This window comes from Caulobacter sp. GW821-FHT11E11, assembly GCF_058808315.1.
The window spans coordinates 129,696-153,126 of sequence record NZ_JBXARO010000008.1; the positions used below are offsets into that span (position 1 = coordinate 129,696).

Annotated in this window: 20 protein-coding genes; 7 read left to right on the forward strand and 13 right to left on the reverse strand. The window is 67.9% G+C overall.

Going from position 1 to position 23,431, the window contains the following annotated elements; all coding sequences use genetic code 11:
• Positions 1-122 precede the first annotated feature (122 nt).
• Positions 123-533 carry a GFA family protein gene (locus AC1RR5_RS20215; protein ID WP_492924371.1) on the forward strand — a complete coding sequence of 137 codons (411 nt, stop codon included), beginning with the start codon at positions 123-125 and terminating at the stop codon, positions 531-533.
• Positions 534-1,464: 931 nt separating this feature from the next.
• On the opposite strand, the gene AC1RR5_RS20220 is transcribed toward AC1RR5_RS20215, so the two are convergent.
• The 5 genes from AC1RR5_RS20220 to AC1RR5_RS20240 all read right to left on the reverse strand — a co-directional run bounded on the left by AC1RR5_RS20220 (position 1,465) and on the right by AC1RR5_RS20240 (position 11,069).
• On the reverse strand, positions 1,465-4,794 hold the full coding sequence (locus tag AC1RR5_RS20220; protein ID WP_492924373.1) for a TRCF domain-containing protein: 3,330 nt from the start codon (positions 4,792-4,794) through the stop codon (positions 1,465-1,467).
• Positions 4,795-5,379: 585 nt separating this feature from the next.
• Entirely contained in the window at positions 5,380-7,512 is a 2,133-nt protein-coding gene (locus AC1RR5_RS20225; RefSeq protein ID WP_492924375.1) for a catalase, read from the reverse strand.
• A 55-nt stretch (positions 7,513-7,567) separates the two neighbouring features.
• Positions 7,568-8,104, reverse strand: coding sequence for a hemerythrin domain-containing protein (locus AC1RR5_RS20230; protein WP_492924377.1), 537 nt, complete (start codon positions 8,102-8,104; stop codon positions 7,568-7,570).
• A 171-nt stretch (positions 8,105-8,275) separates the two neighbouring features.
• Complete coding sequence (locus tag AC1RR5_RS20235) at positions 8,276-10,591, reverse strand: PAS domain S-box protein (RefSeq protein WP_492924379.1); 2,316 nt, start codon at positions 10,589-10,591, stop codon at positions 8,276-8,278.
• A 163-nt stretch (positions 10,592-10,754) separates the two neighbouring features.
• Entirely contained in the window at positions 10,755-11,069 is a 315-nt protein-coding gene (locus AC1RR5_RS20240; RefSeq protein ID WP_492924381.1) for a DUF6894 family protein, read from the reverse strand.
• 131 nt (positions 11,070-11,200) lie between these two features.
• Between AC1RR5_RS20240 and AC1RR5_RS20245 the strand changes: the two genes are divergently transcribed.
• Positions 11,201-11,557 carry a helix-turn-helix domain-containing protein gene (locus tag AC1RR5_RS20245; protein WP_492924383.1) on the forward strand — a complete coding sequence of 119 codons (357 nt, stop codon included), beginning with the start codon at positions 11,201-11,203 and terminating at the stop codon, positions 11,555-11,557.
• Between the two features lie 107 nt (positions 11,558-11,664).
• On the opposite strand, the gene AC1RR5_RS20250 is transcribed toward AC1RR5_RS20245, so the two are convergent.
• Both AC1RR5_RS20250 and AC1RR5_RS20255 read right to left on the reverse strand, forming a co-directional pair.
• Positions 11,665-12,411, reverse strand: a complete 747-nt coding sequence (locus AC1RR5_RS20250) for a Crp/Fnr family transcriptional regulator (RefSeq protein WP_492924385.1) — start codon at positions 12,409-12,411, stop codon at positions 11,665-11,667.
• Entirely contained in the window at positions 12,408-12,608 is a 201-nt protein-coding gene (locus AC1RR5_RS20255) for a hypothetical protein (RefSeq protein WP_492924387.1), read from the reverse strand. Before AC1RR5_RS20255 ends, AC1RR5_RS20250 begins: the two co-directional genes overlap by 4 nt.
• Positions 12,609-12,747: 139 nt before the next feature.
• Between AC1RR5_RS20255 and AC1RR5_RS20260 the strand changes: the two genes are divergently transcribed.
• On the forward strand, positions 12,748-13,482 hold the full coding sequence (locus tag AC1RR5_RS20260) for a Crp/Fnr family transcriptional regulator (RefSeq protein ID WP_492924389.1): 735 nt from the start codon (positions 12,748-12,750) through the stop codon (positions 13,480-13,482).
• A gap of 116 nt (positions 13,483-13,598) precedes the next feature.
• Entirely contained in the window at positions 13,599-14,591 is a 993-nt protein-coding gene (locus AC1RR5_RS20265; protein ID WP_492924391.1) for a methyltransferase, read from the forward strand.
• On the opposite strand, the gene AC1RR5_RS20270 is transcribed toward AC1RR5_RS20265, so the two are convergent.
• From AC1RR5_RS20270 to AC1RR5_RS20295, 6 genes are read right to left on the reverse strand one after another with little or no spacing between them, the layout of a single operon-like run.
• Positions 14,588-15,406, reverse strand: coding sequence for a cyanophycinase (locus tag AC1RR5_RS20270; protein WP_492924393.1), 819 nt, complete (start codon positions 15,404-15,406; stop codon positions 14,588-14,590). The genes AC1RR5_RS20265 and AC1RR5_RS20270 overlap by 4 nt on opposite strands.
• Positions 15,403-16,293 carry an isoaspartyl peptidase/L-asparaginase family protein gene (locus tag AC1RR5_RS20275; protein WP_492924395.1) on the reverse strand — a complete coding sequence of 297 codons (891 nt, stop codon included), beginning with the start codon at positions 16,291-16,293 and terminating at the stop codon, positions 15,403-15,405. Before AC1RR5_RS20275 ends, AC1RR5_RS20270 begins: the two co-directional genes overlap by 4 nt.
• On the reverse strand, positions 16,286-19,021 hold the full coding sequence (gene cphA, locus AC1RR5_RS20280; RefSeq protein WP_492924397.1) for a cyanophycin synthetase: 2,736 nt from the start codon (positions 19,019-19,021) through the stop codon (positions 16,286-16,288). Before cphA ends, AC1RR5_RS20275 begins: the two co-directional genes overlap by 8 nt.
• Before the next feature lies 1 nt (position 19,022).
• Positions 19,023-19,289, reverse strand: coding sequence for a hypothetical protein (locus tag AC1RR5_RS20285; RefSeq protein WP_492924399.1), 267 nt, complete (start codon positions 19,287-19,289; stop codon positions 19,023-19,025).
• On the reverse strand, positions 19,286-19,522 hold the full coding sequence (locus AC1RR5_RS20290; protein WP_492924401.1) for a DUF2188 domain-containing protein: 237 nt from the start codon (positions 19,520-19,522) through the stop codon (positions 19,286-19,288). The genes AC1RR5_RS20285 and AC1RR5_RS20290 overlap by 4 nt, the downstream gene beginning before the upstream one ends.
• Before the next feature lie 5 nt (positions 19,523-19,527).
• Complete coding sequence (locus AC1RR5_RS20295) at positions 19,528-20,301, reverse strand: iron-containing redox enzyme family protein (RefSeq protein ID WP_492924403.1); 774 nt, start codon at positions 20,299-20,301, stop codon at positions 19,528-19,530.
• 462 nt (positions 20,302-20,763) lie between these two features.
• On the opposite strand from AC1RR5_RS20295, the gene AC1RR5_RS20300 reads away from it, so the two are divergent.
• Genes AC1RR5_RS20300 through AC1RR5_RS20310 form a run of 3 tightly spaced genes read left to right on the forward strand, consistent with a single transcriptional unit; the run spans position 20,764 to position 23,361 of the window.
• Entirely contained in the window at positions 20,764-21,351 is a 588-nt protein-coding gene (locus AC1RR5_RS20300; RefSeq protein ID WP_492924405.1) for an SRPBCC family protein, read from the forward strand.
• Positions 21,352-21,379: 28 nt separating this feature from the next.
• Positions 21,380-22,570 (forward strand): zinc-dependent alcohol dehydrogenase, encoded by a 1,191-nt coding sequence (locus AC1RR5_RS20305; protein WP_492924407.1) that lies wholly within the window; start codon positions 21,380-21,382, stop codon positions 22,568-22,570.
• Positions 22,570-23,361 carry an SDR family NAD(P)-dependent oxidoreductase gene (locus AC1RR5_RS20310; protein ID WP_492924409.1) on the forward strand — a complete coding sequence of 264 codons (792 nt, stop codon included), beginning with the start codon at positions 22,570-22,572 and terminating at the stop codon, positions 23,359-23,361. The genes AC1RR5_RS20305 and AC1RR5_RS20310 overlap by 1 nt, the downstream gene beginning before the upstream one ends.
• Positions 23,362-23,431: the final 70 nt, after the last annotated feature.

A 23,431-nucleotide genomic window follows, 5' to 3' on the forward strand; every position in this document is an offset into this window, starting at 1 on the left:
GAGACGGGGCGGCGGCGTAGCGCCTCGCGTTTGGCGGGCCAGACCTGACGGCCCTTGTGGACTCTTCGTCTTGGGCGCAAGCGACCCGGCGCCCGCCATGGCGATCCGCGCGTTGGATCGCCATGGACACTCAAATCGCACAGTGGGGCGGCTGCGCCTGTGGACAGCTCCGCTTTTCCGTCAACGGTCCGCCGAAACGGGGCGGCCTGTGTCACTGCCTGACGTGCCGCAAGGCGCACGCGGGCGCCTTCAATCCTTTCCTGGTCTTTGCTCCCGACCAGGTGATCGTCAGCGGCCAAATGGCCGCTTGGGAGAGCTCGCCTGGCTATGTTCGTTATTTCTGCGGACGGTGCGGCTCGCGGGTGCTTGCCGTCAATCAAGGCGTCAATGGAGGCGAGGAGTACGAACTTTCGTTGGGCAGTTTCGATGAAACGGGCCTTTTCGCGCCGGACTACGAGAGCTGGACATCCCGGCGCGAACCCTGGCTGCCGGAGCTGGAGCTGCCACAGTTCTTGAGAGATCGGCAGGCGTGAGCCGTCAGCCTGATCCTCGCAATGGGCTCGGATGGACTGTCGAAAGCAGCAATCTGCGTGGCGAACCAGCGCTTGGCGCGTCACGGACGGATCGCACGCTGGACTCCACGCAAGGGAGCGCCCGGAGACCGGGGCGCTGGTGGCGCTCGAGCCGATCGGCGAGCGGTCGAGGCATTAGGCCTCCTGGTGAAGTCGAGGGTGCGGCCTGATGCGAACGCGCCAGGCCATCACGGCTTTAAGTCGGGGACGCCAAGCGCGGCGCGTGATGTTCTGTCCGGCCGTTTCACAGGATGGACGCGGGAACGCGTGACCTGATTTGACTTGAACCTGTAAGCGGACATCATCGAGCCTCCTGCTTGTCGCAAAGACTTACCGCGCTCGCCCAAAGGTCTCGAAGGACGCGTTTGGTGCTGCACACCTAAACTACGCTTGAGATCGTCTCGCTGTTCCCTTGAATCGTTCCGGGGGATGACGCCCGGTCGGCGGCGTTCAGCTGACCTTGGCCGGTTGGCCTCTGATCGGCGACGACAGGCTGCGGTGCCTGATGGACAGAGCCGGCTGCACGGGGCCTGGACGGGCTGCTGCGGCCGTCGCGACGCGCGATCGTGCTGGACAAGCGCACTGCAGCCGCCGCCCAAAGCATGGCCGGCCCGCACGATGGCGTCGCTTTCACGCGTTGTGCCTGCTGGTGGGTGCGGGCGCTCGAACCTGCTGGTCGTCGGCGCAGAGGCCGGCGCACTGGGCGAGCGGTGTCGCGTCGTGTCGGCGTCGATCCAACCCAGCTTCTGAGGGAATGACGATCCTCGATGTCGTTTTGCACGCCTCTATGCGGCGCACTGGACGCCGGCCGCCCGATCGAAAACAACTGCAGCCGGCGAGCGCTTGCCGGCCCTCGGCCGCTTGGGGTCAAAACGGCGCTCTGAACGCGTCGCTAGGGGCTGAGGGCGAAGAGCAGATCCTGGACGAGCGCGCGGCGCTCGGCCTCGCCCTCACGCGCTTCGGCCACGATCAGCTTGTCCTCGCCGATGCTCAAGGCCGCCCGCCAGCGCGACAGGCGCACTTCTGCGGCGGCCAACTCGGCCTTGGGCATTGCCAGGGACACGCCCTTGGGACCAGCCCGCACCTGGCGAACGCCCGCGCTCTTGGCCAGACGCTGCAGCCGCGCCTGATCGAGCAGGGCGCCGACCTCCAAGGGGAGGGGACCAAAGCGGTCTTCCAACTCCTCCTCGAACGCGTCGATCTCGCCAGCCCCCTCCAGTCGCGCCAGCCGTCCGTAGAGATTGATCCGCGTCACCGCGTCCGGAACATAGACCGTCGGGATAGCGCCTGGCCCGCCCAGATCGATATCGGGCGTCCAGTCGTCGGCCTTGGCCTCACCGCGCGCAATCCCCAGAGCCTGGGCCAAGAGGCGCTGGTAAAGGCCCGCGCCGATCATTCGCATGTGTCCGGCCTGATCCTCGCCGACCAGATCGCCGCCGCCGCGAAGATCCAGGTCGCGCGCGCTGATGGCCAGCCCAGAGCCCAACCGATCGAAGGCCTCCAGGGTTGAAAGCCGGGCCCGCGTGGCTTCGGAAAGATCGTCCTGCGGGTCGGCCAGCAGATAAGCCACGCCCTGGGTGCGGCCCCGGCCGACGCGACCCCGTAGCTGGTGGAGTTGGGCCAGGCCAAAACGATCCGGTCGCCAGACGATCATGGTGTTGGCCCGCGGCACGTCCAATCCGCTTTCTATGATGTTGGTGGCCAGCAGGACGTCGCCGTCGCAATCGGCAAAGCCGACCATCACCGCGTCGGCGTCCTCGGCGGTCAGGTCGCCGTGGGCCACGCGGACCGAGAGCTCCGGAACCAGGCTTTCCAGCTGCTGGGCGAGCGGATCGATGTCCTCGATGCGGGGCACGACCACGAAGCTCTGGCCATTGCGACGTTTCTCGCGCAGCAGCGCCATGCGCAGGCTGGCCGCGTCGAACGGCGCCAGGAAGGTGCGGATCGGACGGCGACGCGCTGGAGGGCTGGCGATCACCGAAACGTCCTGCGCGCCGATCATCGCCGCCTGCAAGGTCCGCGGGATCGGCGTGGCCGTTAGCGTCAGCAGGTGGCCATCGTCGGCCATCGCCCGCAGCCGGGACTTCAAAGCCGCGCCGAACTTCTGCTCCTCGTCGATGATCATCAGGCCCAGATTGTCGAACGCCACGTCCTTGCCCGCCAAGGCCTGGGTGCCGATGACGACGCCGATCTCGCCGCTTTCCAGGCCCGCCTTCACGGCCTTGGCCTCCGCCGGCGTGACTAGCCGCGACAGGTGCGCCACGCCGACACCGGTGCCGGAAAAGCGTCGCTTGAAGGTCTCGACGTGCTGGCGGGCCAGCACGGTGGTTGGCGCGGCCAGGGCGACCTGCCGGCCGCTCAAAGCCACGGCGGCGGCGGCCCGCAGGGCCACCTCGGTCTTGCCAAAGCCGACATCGCCGCACACCAGCCGGTCCATCGGTCGGCCCGAGGCCAGATCGGCCAGGACCGCCGCGATCGCCGCGGCCTGATCGGCGGTTTCGGGATAGGCAAACCGGGCGGCGAACTTGGCGTAGGCCGGCTTGGCCGGGACGATGGCGGCGCAGGTCTTTGCCTGGCGGGCGCGGGCTAGGGCCACAAGCTGCGCGGCCGCCGCCTCCAGGTGGCGATGGACTTGGGCGCGACGCTTGGCCCAGCCATCACCCTTGAGGCGGTCGAGGGTGACGGCGCTTTCCTCCGCGCCGTAGCGCCAGATCCGGCCGATCTCCTCGACCGGCGCCTGTAGCGTGTCGCCGCCATAATATTCCAGCTGCAAGGTGTCGCGCTCCAACCCGTCGATCTCGATCCGGATGAGGTCGCGCAGCACGCCCACGCCATGGTCTTCGTGCAGCACGACATCGCCAGGCCGCAGGTCCGGTTCGGCCAGCAGGTCCTGGATGCTCGTCGCCGCGCGCGGGGCGGTTCGGCCGCCGGCCACGTCGCTGGCGGCGATGACGACGAGATCCTGTGCGCGCTCGACGAAACCTGTGTCGAGATCCAATTCGACGCTGACCACGGCGCCGCGCGGGCTGGCCATCGCCGCGGCCCAGTCGGCCACCGGTTCGGGCTTGAGGTCCAGGCCGCGCGCCAAGGCGCGGGCCAAGGGCCGAAGTTCCTGGCGAAGGCCGGTCAACACCACGCGCCGATGCTCTTGGCGGTGACGATCGATGAGATCGCAGAAAGCCCGTCCAGGATTGCGCTGCAGGGCAAGGCTGGCGATCGGCTCGAAGCCGCCGACATCCAAGCGCACGCTCGTCCATGAGGCGATTGCCGCCTTCAAGGCCGGGCCCAGGAGGTTGAGGCCGTCGGGCGATCCGGGATCGACGCCGCCGCCGTGGCTGACGCGAGCTTCGAACGCATCCAGCACATGGGCCTCGACCTCGTCCAGCCGTCCCTGGGCCTTGGCGTCGATCGACAGCCGCGCCTTGGGCAGGAGATCAAACAAGGAGACGAGCGATCCATAGTGCTCGGCCATGGCGTGCTCAGCGCCGGCTGCGCGATCGGGCAAGGTCCCGTTCGCATCCGGGATGAGGAGCAGCTCGCTGGCGGGCCCAAGACGCAGGACCTTGATCTCGCCTTCGGACCGCTGGGTCAGGGGATCATAGGTGCGCATCTCGACGATGCGGTCGTCCGTGAGCAAGATGCGCACCGGGCAGGGCGCGTCGGCGGGAAACACGTCGATGACCTCGCCGAGGAAGGCGATCTCGCCAGGCTCGTCGATCCGGTCATCGACCACATAGCCCGTGCGGGCCGCGAAGGCGGCGAGCGCTTGGCGGTCCAGCGCCTGACCCACTGTCAGCGCCCAAACCGCGTCCCGCAAAGCCGCGGGCGGTGGCAGCTTTTGCACCAGGGCCTCGGGGGAGGTGATCAGGACACGCCGCGCGCGCGGATCGGCCAATTGTTTGAGGACGCGCAGGCGACGGCCCATCACGTCGCGCGAGGGCGAGGCGCGGTCATAGGGAAGGCAATCCCAGGGCGGTAGCACCAGCACGTCCAGGTGCGGCGTAAAGCCCGCCAGCGCCCGGCCGATCTCTTCGGCGCGTCGCTCGCTGGACGCTAAATGAACCAGGGTCGCCGCGCCCTTGACGCCGGCCTTGCGCGACAGGGCGAGGGCGATGGCTGAAGCTGGCGATTGGACGCTGGCGGTCTTGGACTGGCGATGAGGCCGCGCGCCCGGCGCCAGGGTTTCGCCGACAATGGGCGTGGGGGAGGCGGCGTCGGGCATGAAAAATTCTCAAGCAGGCGCGCAATGGGCGCACGGGCAGGGCCACAACTCGTGGGCCCCCGGTGAGTTGCGACCGGAACGTTGGGCGCTGCCCGCGACGATCTTTTGAAACGCGCGACCGCGCTTGGGGAACGCCCGGCCGGTACGGCCCGGTCAGCCTGACTGACGGCTGCGCTTGGGTCCTCGCGCCGTTTTGGGATTTGGCGTGCGCTGGAAGAAGCGCAGGCCTTGGAACGGGCCGCCGCGGGCTGAGCCGGACGAGGAGCTTGGCGCAAGCGCTCGAATGGCCGCGTGCGTAGGATGCCGCGCGTGCGGCGTCGTCTATCTGGGCGGTATCACGGCTTTGGGCATGGGCTATGATCGCGGCGTCCAGGCTTGGGCGCGATAAACGGCTGACGGGGAGGATGCGGCCCGGCGATCGTCGGGGGGGCGTATGCCGGGCCGCTAGCGTCCCGAGGCCTTAAAGGCGCTGCCTGGACAAGACCATAAGCGCTGTCGAGGCCGGTTGTTCCGCCGCGAACGCGCAAAAAAGTCGTCACGACGCCGCCGTCCACGGCCTGGCGGCGCCAGGCCGTGGACAAGTCTTCAGAAGACCTTGCGCACCAGCGGCTCACGCGCCCAGACCCGTCCGGCTTCGGCGGCGCTGATGAAATCGGCGATCGCCTTGGTGGGCAGGTTGATGAGGCCCGCGTCGGCGTCGGGATTAGCGTCGGAAAGCCCGCCCTTGACGAACAGCGGCGCGGCGGCCGGCAGATAGGCGATGACCTTCAGATGGCCGAAGGCGTCACGCAAGAAGTTGACCGCCGCGGTTTCCAGCGCCAAGGCCGCGCCGCCCTCATCCGACGGCAAGACCGCCACGGCGTCAAACAACACCGATGGGCCGCCGTCGACGCGGAAGTCGGCGGGGATCAACTGGCCCCCGGCGGTGGTCGCGCCCGTGATGGTCGGGGCGATGATCGCCAGTTTGGCGCCCGCCCCCTCGACCGCCGCCCTGAGCGCGTCCAAAAGCGCATCGTCGACGCCATCGGTCACCAGGGCCCCCACCTTGCGGCCGACCAGGCCCGGAGCGGCCTTGGCCAGGATGCTAAGCGCCGGCGAAAGCGGCAGGTCCTGGGCCGGGATGGGCGCTGGCGCCGGTGTGATCGGATCCTTGACGCCAAGGCCCGCGGCGACCCGTGCGGCCAGGCTCTCCTCGATATAGACCAGGCGCGAGAGCACCGCATCGCGCACGCGTGGCACGTTGCACTTGGACAGCTCGAAGATCAGGGCCGCGACGATGTGGTCGCGTTCCGGCTCGGTCTGGCTCAGGAAGAACAGGCGCGCCTGGCTGTAGTGGTCGGCGAAGGTCTCGGGCCGCAGGCGCAGCTGCTCGCCGGCCTCCGAAGCGGGGAAGGTCCGATAGCCGTTGGCCTGGCTCTCGCGCTTGACGTCGTCGCCGAGGCTGGATGGCTCGTAGTTCACCTGGCCCTTGGGCACGCTCATCTGCATGTGGCCATCGCGTTGCAGGTTGTGGAACGGGCATTTGGGCTGGTTGATCGGGATCTGGTGGAAATTGGCCGAGCCGAGGCGCTTGAGCTGGGTGTCCTGATAGGAAAACAGCCGCCCCTGCAGCAGCGGATCGTTGGTGAAGTCGATGCCGGGCACGACGTGCGAGGCGCAGTAGGCCACCTGCTCGGTCTCGGCGAAGAAGTTGTCGGGGTTGCGGTCTAGGACCATGCGTCCGACGACGCGCAAGGGGATGACCTCCTCGGGGATGATCTTGGTTGGGTCGAGCACGTCGAAGGGCAGGGCGTCGGCCTCGTCCTGGCCGAAGGTCTGCAGGCAGAACTCCCATTCGGGGAAGTCGCCGGTGTCAATCGCTTCCCAAAGGTCGCGGCGGTGGAAGTCTGGATCGGCGCCGTTGATCTTGACGGCCTCGTCCCACACCACCGATTGGGAATTGAGCTTGGGACGCCAGTGGAACTTGACGAAGGTGCTGTCACCGGCGGCGTTGACCAGCCGGAAGGTGTGCACGCCAAAGCCTTCCATCATCCGGTAGGAGCGGGGGATGGTGCGGTCCGACATGATCCACATGATCATGTGCATGCTCTCGGGCGTCAGCGAAATATAGTCCCAGAAGGTGTCGTGGGCGGTCTGAGCCTGGGGGAATTCGCGATCGGGGTCTTGCTTGGCCGCGTGGATGAGGTCGGGAAACTTGATGGCGTCCTGGATGAAGAACACCGGGATGTTGTTGCCGACGAGATCGAAATTGCCAGCTTGGGTGTAGAATTTGACGGCGAAGCCGCGCACGTCGCGGGCCAAGTCCATGGACCCCTTGTTGCCGGCCACGGTCGAAAATCGGGTGAAGACGGGAATGCGCTCGCCGGGCCGCTGCAGGAAGTCGGCGGCGGTGATCGCCGACAGATCTTCCAGGCACTCGAAGAAGCCGTGGGCGGCCGAACCGCGGGCATGGACCACGCGCTCGGGGATGCGCTCGTGGTCGAAATGCATGATCTTTTCGCGCAGGATGAAGTCCTGCAGCAGCACCGGACCGCGGGCGCCGGCCTTCAGCGAGTTCTGGTTGTCGCCGATCGGCACGCCTTGGTTGGTGGTCAGCTGGGTCGGCTCGCCGCTGGCCTGCTGGTGAAGCTCACCGCCTGGGGCCGTGAGCGTCTCGACGCCGACTGTGGTGTCGGGCGCGGACGGCGGGTTGGCGGGCGGCTTGGTCTTGGTCGGCATGGTCGGTCCTGACTTCGAAAAGGGATGCGCGCCTGAGGCGCGAAAAACCGCGCGGCTAGGCGAGGGCGGGCGGCGCGAGCTGCGCCATCAACTCGGCCTTGCGGGCCGCCAGCTTGGCCCCCAGGGCGTCCAGATCGAGATTGGTCGCCCGCACCTCGGGGAAGAGTTCGCTTTCCTCTTCCTCGACGTGGTGGCGAACCTGTTCGCCAAGCACCTTGACCTTGGCGTCGTAGAGCGGCTGGTCGGGCAGGCCCGCTTCGATCTGGGCGATCAGGGTCTTGGCCCCCATGTGCTCGACGATGGCCTCGTCGATCAGGTCGCCGTCGCCGGTCTTCTCGCGCGCTGGCGGGTAGAAGAACTCTTCTTCGATCTGGGTGTGGACCTTCAGGGCCAGACAGATCTTGTCGGCCAGCGCCTTCTTCTCGGCCGCCTCGGTCAGGCGTTCGTAGCTCTCGAAGTAGTCCTCCACCTCCCGGTGGTCGGCTTCGAGCAGGGAGATGGCGTCAGTGCCGCGCGCCTTGGGGGCCGCCTGGGCCTTGGTCGTCGCGCGCGCGGATTTTTGCTTGGCCTTCGTTTTCGCCGTGGTCGCCATGGATCGATGTTCCGCAAGTGGGAAGAGGTCGCGGTCTCAACCGCCCGCGCACCCGCCTGTTCCGGCAACGATCAAACGATGGGTGGCCCGATGTCAGCGCGGGCTGGCTTGCCGAGAGCGGCGCCAGGGCCGAGCGGCAAATCACCTTCCGCCGATGGGGCCAGAGCGCGATTAGGCGCTCGCTCGCCGGCTGATCAGATCGACCGACAGGCCCTCGGGCCCCCAATGGAAGGCGATCTGGCCATCGAGCTGGCGCGCGAGATTGGCCATCAGGCGCGATCCGAAACCCGAACGCGCCGGTGGCGTGGTCGGCGGGCCGTCACGCTCCTGCCAATGCAGCGACCAACCATCCGCCGCGCTGGCCCAGCTGACCTCGACCGTGCCCTCGCGCACCGACAAGGCGCCGTACTTGGTCGCGTTGGTGGCCAGTTCGTGCAGGATCATACTCAACGGTTGGAGGTGGTCGGCCGGCAAGGCGATCTCGCCGCCCGACAGCCTCACCCGCGAGGCCGCGCTCGCCGACGACAGCAGCTCGTCGCGCACCACTTCGGCGATGGTGCCGCCGCGCCACTGGCCCTTGGCCAGCGTCGTCTGAGCCCGCGCCATGGCCTCGATGCGGCCATGGATCGCCTGGCGGAAGGCGGCCGGATCGGGCGCTTCGGTCAAGCGGACGACCGACTGGATGATGGCCAGCGAATTGCGCGCCCGGTGATCGACCTCGCGCATCAGCAAATCGCGGGCTTCCTCGGCGTGCTTGCGGGTCGTGATGTCGATCGCTGTGCCCACCACCCGCAGACAGCGACCGTTGTCGTCGAACAGGCCCCGCCCCTTGGCCGCCACCCAACGCTCGACGCCATCCTCGGCGCCGATCGTGCGATACTCGACATCATAAAGCCCACGTTGAGCCGGGTCGGCGGCGGCCGCGTAGGCGCGCGAGGTTTCCTTCAGGTCGTCGGGGTGCAGGCCCTGATAGAAATCGGCCATGGTGACCGGCACGCCCGGGGAATGGCCAAAGAGCGCGCGGACACGATCATCCCAAAACAGCGCGCCATCACCGTTGTCGACGTCCCACAGGCCGACCTCGCCAAATTCGGTGGCCAGGCGCAGGCGCGTCTCGCTTTGCAGAAGCGCGCGCTCGGCTTCGAGCCGTTTGGTGATGTCGGAGATGACCGCGTAAAAACCCACGACCGACCCATCGGGACCCCTTCGCGGCACGTAGTCCACCTGCACGTCCCTGACGCCGGCGGCCGGGTAGTTGATCTGATTTTCGAAGGTCACCCGCTGACCCGCCAGGGCCGCTTCCAGGTGGGGGGCGACCGGCGCATAGGCGTCGCCGAGGACCTCCTCGACCCGGCGGCCCTGGATGGCCTCGCGCGCTTGGCCAAACCAGACCTCGTAAGCGCGATTGATGAAGCGGTAGCGCCTGTCCCTGTCGACATAGGCGATCAGCAGCGGCGCTGCGTCAGTGATCCGCCGAAGCTCGGCCTCGCTGTCGCGCAGCTCGGACTGGGCGCCGACCCGTTCGACAAACGCCCACGATCGCTCGGTGACCTCGCGCACCACGGCCAGCTCGCGATCCGTCCAGACGTGAGGGCCCTTGTGGTGCACCGCCATCAGCGCGCGCAGCCGCCCATCGCGCACCAGCGGCATGCAGACGGTCGCGCCGATGCCGATGGCCTGGAAGGTGGCCGCCTCGTGTGGCGCGAGCTCGACACGATTGTCGTTGATGACCAGCGGCAAGCCCTGAGTGAGGTTCTCCACCGCCATCCGGCCAAAGTCGGCCAGCCGGTAGCGCCCCACGATCGAGGTCGACCCAGGCCCGGACCAGTCGCCGCGAATGGTGAACCCATCCTGGTCGGCATCCATGTCGGCATAGGCGCAGATGCCCACGTCCAGGTGCTCGCCGATCATCTGTGCGGCGCGGCTCATCACCGCGTCGGCGCTGGCCAGCGACGAGGTCGCCCGGGTCAGATGATCCAGGAAGAGCAGGGTGCGTTCGCTCTCCTCCCGCGCCGCGCGCTCCTGGGCCGCTGAAGTTGTCTCGACGCAAACGCACAGGACGCCCGGGATCTCGCCGTCGACCGGCACGGGACTGTAGGAGAAGGTGAAGAAGGCTGATCGGGTCCGACCATCGCGATGCAGGACGACTGGCAAGTCCTCGTAGACGGCGGCCTCGCCGCCGAACGCGGCCTCGATGACCGGTTCGATGGCGCCGCGGACCTCGGGCCAAACGCCAAAGAAAGGCTGACCAAGCGCGTCTGGGTGCTTGTCGCCGAGGATGGGGCGATAGGCGTCGTTATAGATCAGGATCCGGTCGGGCCCCCAAACCAGGAACATCGGAAACGCCGCGCTGAGTATGACATGGATCTGCTGACGCAGACCTTGGGGCCAACTGGCCGGCGGGCCCAGGCGCGTGCGGGCGCCGGCCGCGTTCAGCAGGCTCGCCACTTCGCCGCGCAGCGGAACCTGGGTGTCGATCAAGCTCATCAGGGCGGCGATCCGGCAAGGCGATTGCGAGCGGCAGGGCGTCGCGGAATCAGCAGCCCTCCCTCGGCCACAACGTCAAAGCCAAGCTTCGGTTGCGGTCGTCCATCTTCTGATCGGCGACGAGGGCAGGATCGGGGACGAACGCGCTTCCATGGACCACGCTTCAACGCGGGCGAGCTTGGTCATCAAGGGCGCGCTTGCCTTCGGCCGGATCGCCGGCCGGGCCCAGCCGCCCGTCGCTGGGCGCCGCCGGACCCGTTTGACCGCCGGTCGCGCCGCCGCTCCACACCGTTTGGCCGCCGGCGTCGCGCACGAGCAGGCGCACGGTGATGGCCTCGTGGCTGGAGAGTCCGTGGTCGCGCAGGATCTCGGAAATCAGCAGCAACGCCTGGCGAATGGCGGCGTTCTCGTCCGCTGCCTCGACGATTTCGGTGGTCGTCGCGCCGTCACTGTCGATCTCGAAGTGATAGGTGCTCATCGCCGCACGCTCGGCGGTCCTTGATGAACAGGAGCTGATGGACGATGGCGGCGTAGAGGGGGGATCGGCTGATCGCCGCCGCGGCGCCGCCCGATAAGCGCCGGCGCATAACCCAGGAGCAGCCCCACCGGATGCGCCGGTTGGGGTTGGAGACGGCGCTGGAGGGGGCTGGCCACCGCGACGGGTTCCTGGGCCGGGGGCAGGCCGGCGATGGACGTCTGGCGCGCTGCCTGTGTGAGATCACCCCTCGCCTCGCACGGGTCGGCCTGGCGGCCGAAGACGCTTTTGAGCCGCCACTGAGCCACATCCAGCTCAGCAAGGGTCTGGGGATGACCGCCATCCATCCGAGCCGGATGATCAAGGCCCTGCGCGCGACCGGCGTGGTGGAGGGGCAGGGGCGTCATATCCGGATCCTCGATCGGGCGCGGCGGATGGCGGCTGGCCGGTTCGACGCGATCGACGTTCGCCCTGATCGCCAAGCGATCTGAACGTCCAAGGCCTCGCCGGGAGGGGCCGCCTAGACGCAAACCTCCGCGCGCCCGAGCGTTCCCGGACGCCGCCTCGGGCATCAATTGATCGCCTCGAGCGTCTCGCGCTAGGGCGCGTGCGACGCTGGCCGGACGACGCCGACCGCCTGGTCGATCTGGGGCCTGAAGGCCTCGGGGGCGAAGTCCCCCAGCGCGGCCAGTCGATCCCAGTCCAGGATCTGAAGGCCACCACTCTTGAAGACCGCCAAGCCATCATCGCGCAAACCGCGCAACACCCTGTGGATGTGCACGACCGACAGGCCCAGCGCATCGGCGATGTCGTTCTGGACGGCGGGCAGGGCGCAGCGGCCGTCCTTGGCCAGCGCCAGGGTCTGTTGACGCCAGTAGATTTCGCAGAAGAAATTGGCCGTGCGCGCGGCGGCTGACCGGCGGCCCAGGCCCACCATCCAGTTTCGCTGCGCGCGGGCCTCGGTGAGCACCGCCCGCAAAAGTGCGGCCAGCAAACTGGCATGGTCGTGTAGCAGGGTCTGCAGCTCGCGCTCGCCAAGCCGGCGTACCTCGCAAGGCCCCAGCGCCCTGATCTCATGGTCTGCCCCGACGAAAAGGCCGGCAAGATCGATCAGGTCGCCGGGCGTGGCGACACTGAAGATCTGGCGCGCACCGTCGGCCAAGACCGTCTGTTTGACCGCCAGCCCCCGCGCCAGGAGGCGCAGCTGGGCGCGGGCCCCGGCCGGGGCGATGACCTCGCCCGCCTCGAATGTCTCCGCCTTGAGGACGCACGCCGTCAGCCGCTCGCGCAGACCATCGCCCAGCGGGCCGAAGCGGTCGAGGCTTGCAATCAAAAGACGGTTCAAGACGCTTGGCCCGGGCCCATACGCGAGAAGAGCGCGATGCCGCTGTCCTCACGCCAGATCCCGAGGCGTTCGCAGCCGCGGTGCTCGGCGAGCTCGCCGTGCGCGCGCGCGAAAGGATCCACGGCGTCCATGCCAAAGTTGATCCAGATCGCTTTGAGCGCGTTAGCCGCGGCGACGAACATGAGTGGGGCGATCAAGAGAACCTCCGGTGGACGGAGAATCTAGGCGGATCGATCGGGCCGCGCGTTAATCTAGGTTATCGGCAATCTAGGTTATCGGCCCCTGTCTTTTGATTGGCGTCGGCTTCGTTGGGGAGGGCCTTTGGCCTCGCATGCAATGTCCTTGTCCGCCGCGATCGCGCCACTGATCGAGAAGATGAACCGACGGGATGCCATTACGCCGGTCGAGCGCGAGGCCCTGGCGCGCCTGCTGGGGCCTGCTCGCGCGGTGCCGGCGGGAAAGCCACTGATCGAACCGGGCGACCGGCCCCATTTCAGCACCTTTCTGGTCAGCGGCTATTGCGCCCGCTTCAGCCTGACGCCGAGCGGCGGGCGCCAACTGACCGAAATCAACGTCGCCGGCGATTTTGTCGACCTGCACAGCCTGCTGATGCGCCAGATGGACCATGGGGTCCTGGCTTTGTCCGACTGTGTCATCGCGCCGGCCGCCCATGAAGACCTTCGCCGCCTCACCGAAGAGCATCCTCACCTAACCCGGCTCCTGTGGCTGGAGACCGTGGTCGACGGCGCCATCCATCGCCAGTGGCTGGTGACTATGGGCCAGCAGAACGCCGCCAGCCGTTTGGCGCACTTGATGTGCGAGCTCTATGCCCGCCTGGAGGCGGCCCGCCTGGCCAGCGACTTCAAGTTCGCCCTGCCCATGACCCAAGTCGATCTTGGCGATGTCCTGGGGCTGACGCAGGTCCATGTGAACCGCGTGTTGATGGAGCTGCGCCGGCAAGGCCTCGTCGAGTGGAAGAGCGGGCAGGTGACGATCAACGATTGGACAGCCTTGGCGCAGCTCGGCCAATTCGACCCGGCCTACCTGCGCCTGCAGAGCGATGCGGTCTGACGCTGAGCCTTCAAATGATCGTGGCGGAACGCCGGTGATCGGCGTCGCGTTGCGCAAGCCATCATCGCAACGACGCAGCCTCCGATCCGAGGCGTGATGCGACAGCGGGGCCGCACGTGTGGACTGATCATCGCTCGCCTCTGGCGCCGCAGGCGCGCGTCGGCCAAGACCCAGCGGGCCCGCACGCCGCGCTGAACCGCGATGCGCTGCTTGCGCTGTTAGCGGCGCTGGATGCAGCGGGCTATGATTTCGTCACCCCGACCCCATCGGTGAGCCGCCGCGGCGCCGACCGGCGTCTGTCGCAGGCCGCGCCGCTCCGAGCGCTCTTCGGGTGGAGCCAGGCCGTGGCCGGCGCCGATCTTGACCCGGTCATCCTGGCCTTGGGCAAGGCGGCCGGCATTCTCATTGAGGACGGCGAGGCGTGCCGAAGCGTGTTGCGCGTGTCGCGGCTAGCGGGGATGCTGTTGCTGCATTCGGCCTTTCCCGCCACGGCCAGCGACGCGGTTTTCCTGGGTCCGGACTCTTACCGCTTCGCGCGCCTCATCGCGCAAGCCACGGCTGGCTTCCAGGTCGGCTCCATCGCCGAAATCGGCTGCGGCGCGGGTGTCGGCGGCCTGGTCGCCGGCCGCCTCCACCCTGCCGCCCGCGTCGATCTGGGCGACGTCAATGGCGCGGCGCTGGCGCTGGCGGCGGTGAACGCCGCCTATAACGGCGTGGCGGCGCGAACCCTCATCAGCGATGGGATGGCCGCCTTGGACGGTCCCTACGATCTCATCGTCGCTAACCCGCCCTATGTCGCGGGCGTTTCCGGACGCGCTTACAAGGACGGTGGCGACATGCACGGCGCGCGCTTGGCGCTCGACTGGACAGGCCAGGCGCTCGAACGCCTGGCGCCGGGGGGCCGGCTGGTGGTCTACACCGGCAGCGCGATCCTCGACGGCGGCATCGACGCCCTGCGCGCGGCTCTGGAAGACATGGTCGCCCGCGCGCCTTGCCGGCTGACCTACGAGGAGCTGGACCCGGATATCTTCGCCGGGGAATTGCGCCGCGACGCCTATGCCGACGTCGAGCGTATCGCCGCGGTCGGGGCGGTGATCGAGCGCGCCTAGTCCAAGGCTTGCGGCTGGCCGTGCGGCCGGCGGGTCGTCAGGTTGAGACCATCGCCGCTGGCCAGCACATGTAGGCGCACGTCGAAGATCGACAGCGCCCGCTCGGCGCGAGCCTCGGCGATATTGGAGGCGCTGACGCCCTCGGCGTCGACGACATAGACCGCGCCGCTGCCAATGACCTTGAAGTCGTCGCCTTCGAGGACGATGGCGGTATCCTCGTCAATGCCGACGCCCAGCACGCGCGGGCTCTGGGCGACAGCGCCCAGCAAGCGGCCGATGCGGCCGCGTTCGGCGAAGTGCTGGTCAATGATGGTGTCGCGCACCAGGCCAAGGCCCGGCGCCATCTGCAGGTCGCCGATCCGGTGGGTCTCGGAACTGGCGCCGCGCACCATCATGGTGTCGCTCATCACCGAGGCGCCGGCCGACGTGCCGGCCAAAACGCCGCCACCGCGCCAGATCTCGCGGATTCGCGCCTCGATTGGGGTGTCTCCGATCTGGCTGCTGATCCGCAACTGATCGCCGCCGGAGAAAAACACGCCAGCGGCATGGTCCAGCAGGGCCAGCTTGTCGGCCTGGTGGGTCTCGGCGCGGTCTTCGATATAGAGTTCGACGAGATCTGTGACACCCAGCGCGGCAAAGGCCGTCTGATAGGTTTCAAAGTAGCCCTCGGGGGCGTGCGAGGCGATGGTGGCCAGCACCAGGCGGCCGCCCTTCAGGCGCTCGGCGACGGCCTTGAGGATGGTCTTCTCGCCCTCCTTGTCCTCGTGCCCTCCGATGATGATCAGCGGGCCTTCAGCGGTCGAAGCGGGGGTCATGTCTGGTCTTTCTGGACGTCCTGCGCCCGATTGACGAAGGCCTGAGGGGGGTGTCCCGAGCAAGCGTGGGCGACGGCGAACTGGGCGCTGTTGTGCCCCCAGTCGATGCGTCCGTCGGCGTCGATGACGATCAGTCCGGCCTCGCCGCCGACCCGCGCCAAGCGCTCCAGCGCCGCGGCGATGGCTCGGCCCGGGGGGGTGGTTTCAAGGCTGTTGATGAGATGGGCGGCCAGGGCGGTGCGGATCAGGCTCTCGCCGTCACCCGACAGCGACACCCCGCCGACGGCGTTGTCGGCATAGAGGCCGCAGCCAGGGAGGGGACTGTCGCCGACCCGTCCGGGATGGCAGCCGGTCAGGCCGCCGGTCGAGGTGCCGGCGGCCAGGTTGCCCTGGCGATCCAGCGCCACGCAGCCGACCGTGTCGCAGCCGGGATCGCCCGGGCGTTCGACCACCAGGTCCTTGGGATCGCAGCATTCGCCGTCGTGATCGCGGGCGAAGACCTCGGCCCCGTCGCCGACCAGCAGCACGGGTCTTTCCGTCAGCATGGAGGCCGCCACCGAAATCGGGTGGCGCAGGGTCCTGACCGCCGCCACGCCGCCGACGTTCAGGGTCGCGCCATCCATGATCGCCGCGTCGAGCTCGACCTCGCCCTTGGCGTTCAGCACCGCGCCATAGCCCGCGTTGAAGGTCGGGTCGTCCTCCAGGGCTCGGACCGCCGCCTCGACGGCGTCGAGAGCGCTGCCGCCGGCCTCCAGGATCGCCTGGCCGACCGCGAGCGCCAGCAGGCAGCCGTCGCGGTGGACCTGTTCCAGACCAGGCGGAATGTCCTTGGCCCCGCCATGCACGATGATCGCCCAATGGCCGTCACGCACGCGGGCCTCAGGCAAGGGCGACCTCCGGTTCACCCGCCTGCGACGCTGGCGCGCTTGTCGGCTGGAACGCCGTCACCTGCTTCCAGACCGCATCGACCGCGGTTGGGAAGACCAGCACCAGGTCGCCAGAGCGGGCCATGCGCAAGGCCGCCTCGACCGACCGCGTTTCGCTGAGAATGCGATGGATGCGCTCATCGGGAAAACCGGCGCCCAGGGCGCCGTCGGTGAGCAGCGAGAGCACCGAACCTGCGGGCCGGCCCCGGCCGTCCGGAAGCTCGCGGAAGATCAGGTCGTCGAACATCTCGGCGGCGATCGCGCCCATTTCCAGGATGTCCTCGTCGCGTCGATCGCCCGGGATACTAACGACGCCGATGACGCGGCCGACCTTGGGCCGCAGCTGGGCGACAAGGTCTCCCATGGCGCGCATGGCGCCGGGGTTATGGGCATAGTCGACAATGACTCTGAAACCATGGGCGTCATGAATGTTGAACCGCCCCGGGTTCTCGGCGTGCGACGAGCTGAAGGCGCCCAGCGCGCGGGCCATGATCTGCGGCGTCGCCCCCAGGCCGTGGCCGGCCAGGATCGCCGCCAGGGCGTTGGCGATGTTGAACCGCGCCATGCCGTTGAGGCTGGCTGGCAGGGCATCGGCGTGCATGAGCAACCAACGCTGGCCCTTGTCGTGCAGCACCAGCTCACCGCCTCGAACCGAGGACTCCAACGCCGCCAAGAGGCCGCCTTCGGCGACATGCTTTTGAAGGAACGGGCTCATGTCCGGGCCGCCCTTGAGGGTGAAGTACCCAATGCGCCCGCCCGCATGACGCGCCATCCGAAGCGTCAGCGGATCATCGGCATTCAGCACGCTGATCCCCCGCCGGGCGACGGACTCCGTAACGATCGACTTGACCGCCGCCAGGTCTTCCAAGGTGTCGACGCCCTTGAGGCCCAGATGGTCGGCCGTGACGTTGAGCACGATCCCGACGTCGCAACGGTCGAAGGCCAGGCCTTCCCGAAGCATGCCGCCGCGCGCGGTTTCGAGGACCGCGACCTCGACGGTCGGATCGCGCAGCACCATGCGCGCGCTCTTGGGGCCGCTGGCGTCGGCGTCCAGGATCTTCTCGTCGTTGACATAGACCCCGGTGGTGTTGGTCAGGCCCACGGTCTTGCCCATCTCACGGGCGATGCGAGCGACCATCCGCACGACGGTCGACTTGCCGTTGGTGCCGGTCACCGCGCAGATTGGGATACGGCTGCGGGCCCCAGGCGGGAAGAGGTTTTCGACCACGGCCTTGGCCACGTCGCGCGGCTCGCCTTCGGAAGGCTCCAGGTGCATGCGAAAGCCCGGCGCGGCGTTGATCTCGACGATGCCGCCGCCGGTCTCGCGAACCGAGCGCGTGATGTCAGGGGCCATGAAATCGATGCCGGCCACGTCCAGCCCGACCGTCAGGGCGGCGCGGCGGGCGATGGCGGCATTGTCAGGGTGGATGACATCGGTGCGGTCGATCGCCGTGCCGCCGGTCGAGAGGTTGGCGGTGGCGCGCAGGACGACCACGGCGCCGGACGCCGGCACGGCGTCCAGCGAAAGGTCGACCCGCGCCAGCATCTCGCGGACTTGGTCGTCGACGACGATGCGGGTCATCACCTGCTCGTGGCCGGCCCCGCGTCGCGGGTCCTGGTTCACGGCCTCGATCAGCTGGGCCACGGTGCTGGCCCCATCGCCGATCACCTGCGCCGGGACCCGTTCGGCGACGGCCGTGACCTGGCCGCCAATCACCAGGATGCGGTAGTCGTGGCCGACATACTGTTCTTCGACGATGACGCGGCGACCGTGTTTGATCGCCTGCTCGTAGCCCCAGCGCACCTGGTCCGGCGTTTCCAGGCCCAGGCTGACGCCTCGACCGTGATTGCCGTCCAGCGGTTTTAGGACCACCGGCCCTTTGATCCGTCTGGCTTGGGCAAGCGCCTCGTCAAGCGTGCGCACGACGCTGCCGCTCGGCGCCGGAAGGCCGGCGGCCGTCAGCAGCGTCTTGGTCAGGGCCTTGTCGCCGGCCGTCATCACGGCGATGTGGCTGGTCTGGCCGGTGATGCTGGCGCGGATCAGCTTGCGCCGCGCGCCCCAGCCAAGCTGGATCAGGCTCTGCTCGTCGAGGCGCTGGACTGGGATGCCCCGGCGGCGCGCCGCGTTGACCAGGGCGCGCGTCGTCGGGCCCAGCGTCTCGCGTCGGGCGATGGCGCGCAGCTGCTCCAGCGTGCGGCGCAGGTCGAACAGCGGCGGGGGCAGGTCGCCGATCGGCGGGGCGATCCGGTTTAGGCCGTCCACGCCTTGCAATTCGTGCGGCAGCAGGCTGTGGACCAGCTCGATGGCGGCCCGTCCCGCCGCGCGACCCAGACCCTCGCCCTCATAGACGTAGAGGATGTTGTAGACGCCCGGCCGGCCCTTGACCGACCGCGTCTTGCCATGCCCAGCCTCGATCCCGGCCATCTTTTGCAGCTCGAGAGCGACGTGCTCGATCACGTGGCCCAGCCAAGTGCCCTCGCGCATCCGCAGCAGCAGCCCGCCGTGCGACTTGTAGGAACAGCCGTGCGACTCCAAGCCGGGCAGGGCGACCATCAGATGATCGGTGAAGCCTGCAAGCCTTTGGGTCGGCCAGGCCTCCAGGGCGCCCAGGTCCAGCTGGATCCGCATCATCGGCCGATTGGCGTAGAGGTGCGGGCCGCGATAGGTCGCCGTCTCGAGAACGCGCATGTCAGGCCGCCTTCGCGGAAAACGCGGGAAGGGAGGGCGCGACCGGTTCGCAGGCCTGAATGATGTCGCGGATGACTAAGGCGGCGGCTTGCTTTCGGCACGCCGCCAAACCTTGGCTCCGGACGCCGCCGTCGTTGTCGAACGTCCGCCAGAGCCAGGGGCCAGCGTCTGTTGGCGCGATCGAGAACCGGATCATGGTTTCGACGGCCTGAGGCGCGGCGCGGTCGAATGGGCGCGATGACGGCGCCCGCTTGAGGGCGAGGGTCATACCGGCGCTCCGAGCGGATAGGCAAAGTCGCTCGGCGCTTGCGCCCAGGCTTCGCGCCTCGGACGACATCTGCCGTGCACCTTGACCTGCACCGCCTGTGGCCAGGATTGCGCGAGCCCTCTGGCTCGAGCGATCGCGCGGCGGCGCGCGTCGAAGAAGAGCACTTCGCCGGTGTCGGCGATCTTCACGCACCAGCCGCCGTCATAGGGCGAGACATCGAACACGCTGGCCATGGCGCCTACTCCGCCGCGTAGACGAGCGGATGGGTGTGGGCCCACAGATGGGCGCGATAGGTCTCGAAGCACTGCTCGCCGCAGATCAGACGCATCAGCGCGCCTTCAGCGATGAAGCGCGCCCGGTTTGGATCTTCCGAGACCAGCGGGATCAGGGCTTCGGCGTTCCAGGCCTTGGAGTGCTCGACGTCCAGATGGGCGTGGAGGGCGAAGTACTTGCGCGCCTCGGGTGCGACGCCGACGCGCTTGAGACCGGCGTCGACGCAGGCCACGCGGGTGGGGGCGGTCAGCTCGACCACGCCCAGGGCGCCGATCGAGTGCCAGGTGTAGCGCCGGGTCGTGGCGAAGGCGGTCATGGTGTTGGCCAGGCACAAGGACTGCCAAAGGGTGGTGTCGATGGTCGGGGCGATGCCCAGGGTGGCGGTGGTCCGCTCCAGCATAGGGCCGTGCATGCCGCGCGCATTGCCGCGGCCCATCTCGTCCCAGTAGTTACGGGCCAGTTCGAGCTTGGCGCGATCGGGAATCTTGACCTGGGTCAGGGCGACCAGGTCGTCGAACCCGGCCTCGCCGGCCGCCTCCTGGGTCAGGAACCACTTGAGATCCTCGAAGGCGGCCGAGCCTTCCAGCCAGTCGAACAAGGGATCCCCCTGGCCGGGGCCGTGTTCCTTCAGCGCCTCGAACCAGGCGACGAAGGCCTCAGCGTCCGTCGGCACGTCGACGACCAGATCTTGGATATGCGCGCGGAAGGCTTCGACATATTCGCCTTCGAGGCGCTTCATACGTCGTTCTTCACTGAGGTCGTCACGCCAGGACTCGCTCGGCGTTTCCGGTGAGAGGCGGCGATGGTTCCAATGGGCCAAGCCCTTGTGCAGGGCGTCCGCGTCGGGAAACTGCGGGGAAAAAGCGCCGAGGCGCGAGAGGCGATCGCCACCAAACATGGTTGCTACTCCAGACAGCTGAACGGAGGCTCGGCGCGAGCGCAGATGGCGCATCGTCTTGCCTCCTTGATCATGTGAGCCGCGTTTGAGGCGGCGAGCAGCACAAACGGAGGTGGTCGACCCCCGTTCCAATGTCGGGCTGCCGGCGCCGGGACTGGGCCTCAAAAACTCAGCCTGTTGGGGCTGCCGCGTGGTTGGCGCCGCCTTGGGGCCTTCATTTGATGGGCGCCCGCGTCTTGAACCTTGGCCTTCGGAACAAGCGGTCGGGCGAGAGGTTGATCCGCCAAACCCGGGAGACCGAAGATGTCGGAAGAGACCCTCGCGCGTGCGCTGGACAGCGACGCGCCGCTGACCGCCGCAGTCCATCAACGCGACATCGCCCATGAGGTGGCTGAAGAGCGCGGCTGGCATGAAGCGGCCCTGGTCGGCCGCACCGTCACCATCAATCGTCCACGCGCCGAGCTCTACGCCTTCTGGCGCGACTTCCGGAATCTGGCGCTGTTCATGGAGAACGTCGAAAGTGTCACGCCGGGCGACGACCGCCGCTCGCACTGGGTGGTCAAGGCCCCGGCCGGCAGGACCGTCGCGTGGGACAGCATCCTGACCGAAGAGGTCGAGAACGAACTGCTGGCCTGGGAGTCGGCCGAAGGCGCCGACATCAAGAACGCCGGTCGCGTCGAATTTCGCGACGGCCCGCCCGGTCGCGGGACCGAAGTCACCGCGACCATTGTCTATGAGCCACCCGGTGGCGACCTGGGCAAGTTGATCGCCAAGCTCTTCCAGAAGGAGCCGAAGATTCAGGCGCGCCGCGAGCTACGCCGTTTCAAGCAGCTGATGGAGACCGGCGAGATCTCCACGGCCAAAGGCCCCGACGCCGCGCCGCAAGGCTGACTCCAACCCTCATCTGATGGAGACGCCGATGCGCGCTCTGACCTGGCACGGCAAACATGACGTTCGCATTGACACCGTGCCCGACCCCAAGATCGTCAATCCTCGCGATGCGATCATCAAGATCACCTCGACCGCCATCTGCGGCTCGGACCTGCACCTCTATGACAGCTTCATCCCGTCGATGGAGAAGGGCGACATCCTCGGTCACGAGTTCATGGGCGAGGTCGTCGAGACCGGCCCTGGCTCGACCCTGCAGAAGGGTCAGCGGGTCGTCGTCCCGTTCGTGATCGCCTGCGGTAAGTGCTTCCACTGCGAGAAGCAGCAGTTCTCGGGCTGCGAGAACTCCAACCCCGCCGAGACCCAGGACCTGGGCGAAATCGCTTACGGGACGCCGATGACGGGGCTGTTTGGCTATTCGCACATGACCGGCGGCTATGCCGGCGGCCAGGCCGAATATGTACGCGTGCCCTATAGCGACGTCGGGCCGATCGTCATTCCGGACGGCCTGGAGGACGAGAAGGTGCTGTTCCTCTCCGACATCCTGCCCACGGGCTGGATGGCGGCCGAGAACTGCCAGATCGAGCCGGGCGACACCGTCGCGGTCTGGGGCTGTGGCCCGGTCGGCCTGTTTTCGATCCAGAGCGCCCTGATCCAAGGCGCGCACAAGGTGATCGCGATCGACCATCACCCGCACCGCCTGGAGCTGGCCAGGGCGCTGGGCGCGCAGGTGATCAACTACCATGACGTCAAGGTCCGCGAGGCCCTGATGGCCATGACCGGCGGCATCGGTCCCGACGCCTGCATCGACGCGGTCGGCATGGAGAGCCACGGCTTCTCGATCGACAACGTCGTCGACGCCGTCAAGGTCGCCACCCGCCTGGGCACCGATCGCGCCCACGTCTTGCGCGAGGTCCTGATGGCCTGCCGCACCGGCGGTCGGGTCTCAATCCCCGGCGTCTACGGCGGCATGGGCGACAAGATCCCGATCGGCGCCCTGATGGAAAAGGGCCTGCAGATCCGCACCGGCCAGACCCACGTCCACAAGTACCTGCGGCCGCTGCTGGACCTGATCGGCGAGGGGGTCATCGACACCACCTTCCTGATCAGCCACCGCCTGCCGCTCGAGAACGCGCCCGACGGCTACAAGATGTTCAAGGAAAACCAGAACGAGGTGACCAAGGTCGTCCTCAAGCCTGACTGGCAGAAGGAGGCCGCGTGATGATCGAAGACATTCGCCCCCTGGCCGTCGTCACCGGCGCCTCGTCCGGCATCGGCTATGAACTGGCGCGGCTGGCCGCCGAGGATGGCCACGACCTGGTGATCGCCGCCGATGCGCCCGATATCGTCGAGGCGCAAACCGGGCTCGAAACGCTCGGCGGCAGGGTGGAGGCCCTGCAGGTGGATCTGTCGACCACGCAAGGCGTCGATGCGCTCTTGGCCGTCATCGCCGACCGACAGGTCGATGCGCTGATGGCCAATGCCGGCCGGGGCCTGGGTCATGGTTTCCTCGATCAGGACTGGACCGAGGCCCGGTTCGTCATCGACACCAACATCACCGGGACGGTTTATCTGATCCAGAAGATCGCCAGGGCCATGCGCGAGCGCGATCACGGCAAGATCCTGGTCACCGGTTCGATCGCCGGCTTGATGCCGGGCTCCTTCCAGGCCGTCTACAACGGCACGAAGGCCTTCCTGGACAGCTTTGCCTGGGCCCTGCGCAACGAATTCAAGGACACCAACGTCACGGTCAGCTGCCTGATGCCCGGGCCCACCGACACCGAGTTCTTCGAACGCGCCGACATGCTGGACACGAAGGTCGGCGCCGATCCCAAGAAGGCCGACCCCGCCGACGTCGCCCTGACCGGCTATCGCGCCATGCAGAAGGGCGAGGGCGATGTCGTCGCCGGCTTCAAGAACAAGCTGCAGGCGGCGATGGCGGCGGTGACGCCCCAAAGCGTTCTGGCTGAGCAGCACCGCAAGATGGCCGAGCCCGGGAGCGCAAAGTCATGACGCAAGAGCGCGCTAAACCGCCTCTCGAGCGTGACGCGGGCCTTGAGGCCCCGCCACCGCCGGCGCTCGA

What these genes read in the sequence shown, in the direction of transcription:
- AC1RR5_RS20245 (WP_492924383.1), top strand. Translation starts at nt 11,201, where the DNA reads ATGCGCCGGTTGGGGTTGGAGACGGCGCTGGAGGGGGCTGGCCACCGC.
- AC1RR5_RS20220 (WP_492924373.1), bottom strand. Translation starts at nt 4,794, where the DNA reads ATGCCCGACGCCGCCTCCCCCACGCCCATTGTCGGCGAAACCCTGGCG.
- AC1RR5_RS20215 (WP_492924371.1), top strand. Translation starts at nt 123, where the DNA reads ATGGACACTCAAATCGCACAGTGGGGCGGCTGCGCCTGTGGACAGCTC.
- AC1RR5_RS20240 (WP_492924381.1), bottom strand. Translation starts at nt 11,069, where the DNA reads ATGAGCACCTATCACTTCGAGATCGACAGTGACGGCGCGACGACCACC.
- AC1RR5_RS20305 (WP_492924407.1), top strand. Translation starts at nt 21,380, where the DNA reads ATGCGCGCTCTGACCTGGCACGGCAAACATGACGTTCGCATTGACACC.
- AC1RR5_RS20310 (WP_492924409.1), top strand. Translation starts at nt 22,570, where the DNA reads ATGATCGAAGACATTCGCCCCCTGGCCGTCGTCACCGGCGCCTCGTCC.
- cphA (WP_492924397.1), bottom strand. Translation starts at nt 19,021, where the DNA reads ATGCGCGTTCTCGAGACGGCGACCTATCGCGGCCCGCACCTCTACGCC.
- AC1RR5_RS20300 (WP_492924405.1), top strand. Translation starts at nt 20,764, where the DNA reads ATGTCGGAAGAGACCCTCGCGCGTGCGCTGGACAGCGACGCGCCGCTG.
- AC1RR5_RS20235 (WP_492924379.1), bottom strand. Translation starts at nt 10,591, where the DNA reads ATGAGCTTGATCGACACCCAGGTTCCGCTGCGCGGCGAAGTGGCGAGC.
- AC1RR5_RS20285 (WP_492924399.1), bottom strand. Translation starts at nt 19,289, where the DNA reads ATGACCCTCGCCCTCAAGCGGGCGCCGTCATCGCGCCCATTCGACCGC.
- AC1RR5_RS20260 (WP_492924389.1), top strand. Translation starts at nt 12,748, where the DNA reads ATGTCCTTGTCCGCCGCGATCGCGCCACTGATCGAGAAGATGAACCGA.
- AC1RR5_RS20270 (WP_492924393.1), bottom strand. Translation starts at nt 15,406, where the DNA reads ATGACCCCCGCTTCGACCGCTGAAGGCCCGCTGATCATCATCGGAGGG.
- AC1RR5_RS20290 (WP_492924401.1), bottom strand. Translation starts at nt 19,522, where the DNA reads ATGGCCAGCGTGTTCGATGTCTCGCCCTATGACGGCGGCTGGTGCGTG.
- AC1RR5_RS20225 (WP_492924375.1), bottom strand. Translation starts at nt 7,512, where the DNA reads ATGCCGACCAAGACCAAGCCGCCCGCCAACCCGCCGTCCGCGCCCGAC.
- AC1RR5_RS20230 (WP_492924377.1), bottom strand. Translation starts at nt 8,104, where the DNA reads ATGGCGACCACGGCGAAAACGAAGGCCAAGCAAAAATCCGCGCGCGCG.
- AC1RR5_RS20295 (WP_492924403.1), bottom strand. Translation starts at nt 20,301, where the DNA reads ATGAAGCGCCTCGAAGGCGAATATGTCGAAGCCTTCCGCGCGCATATC.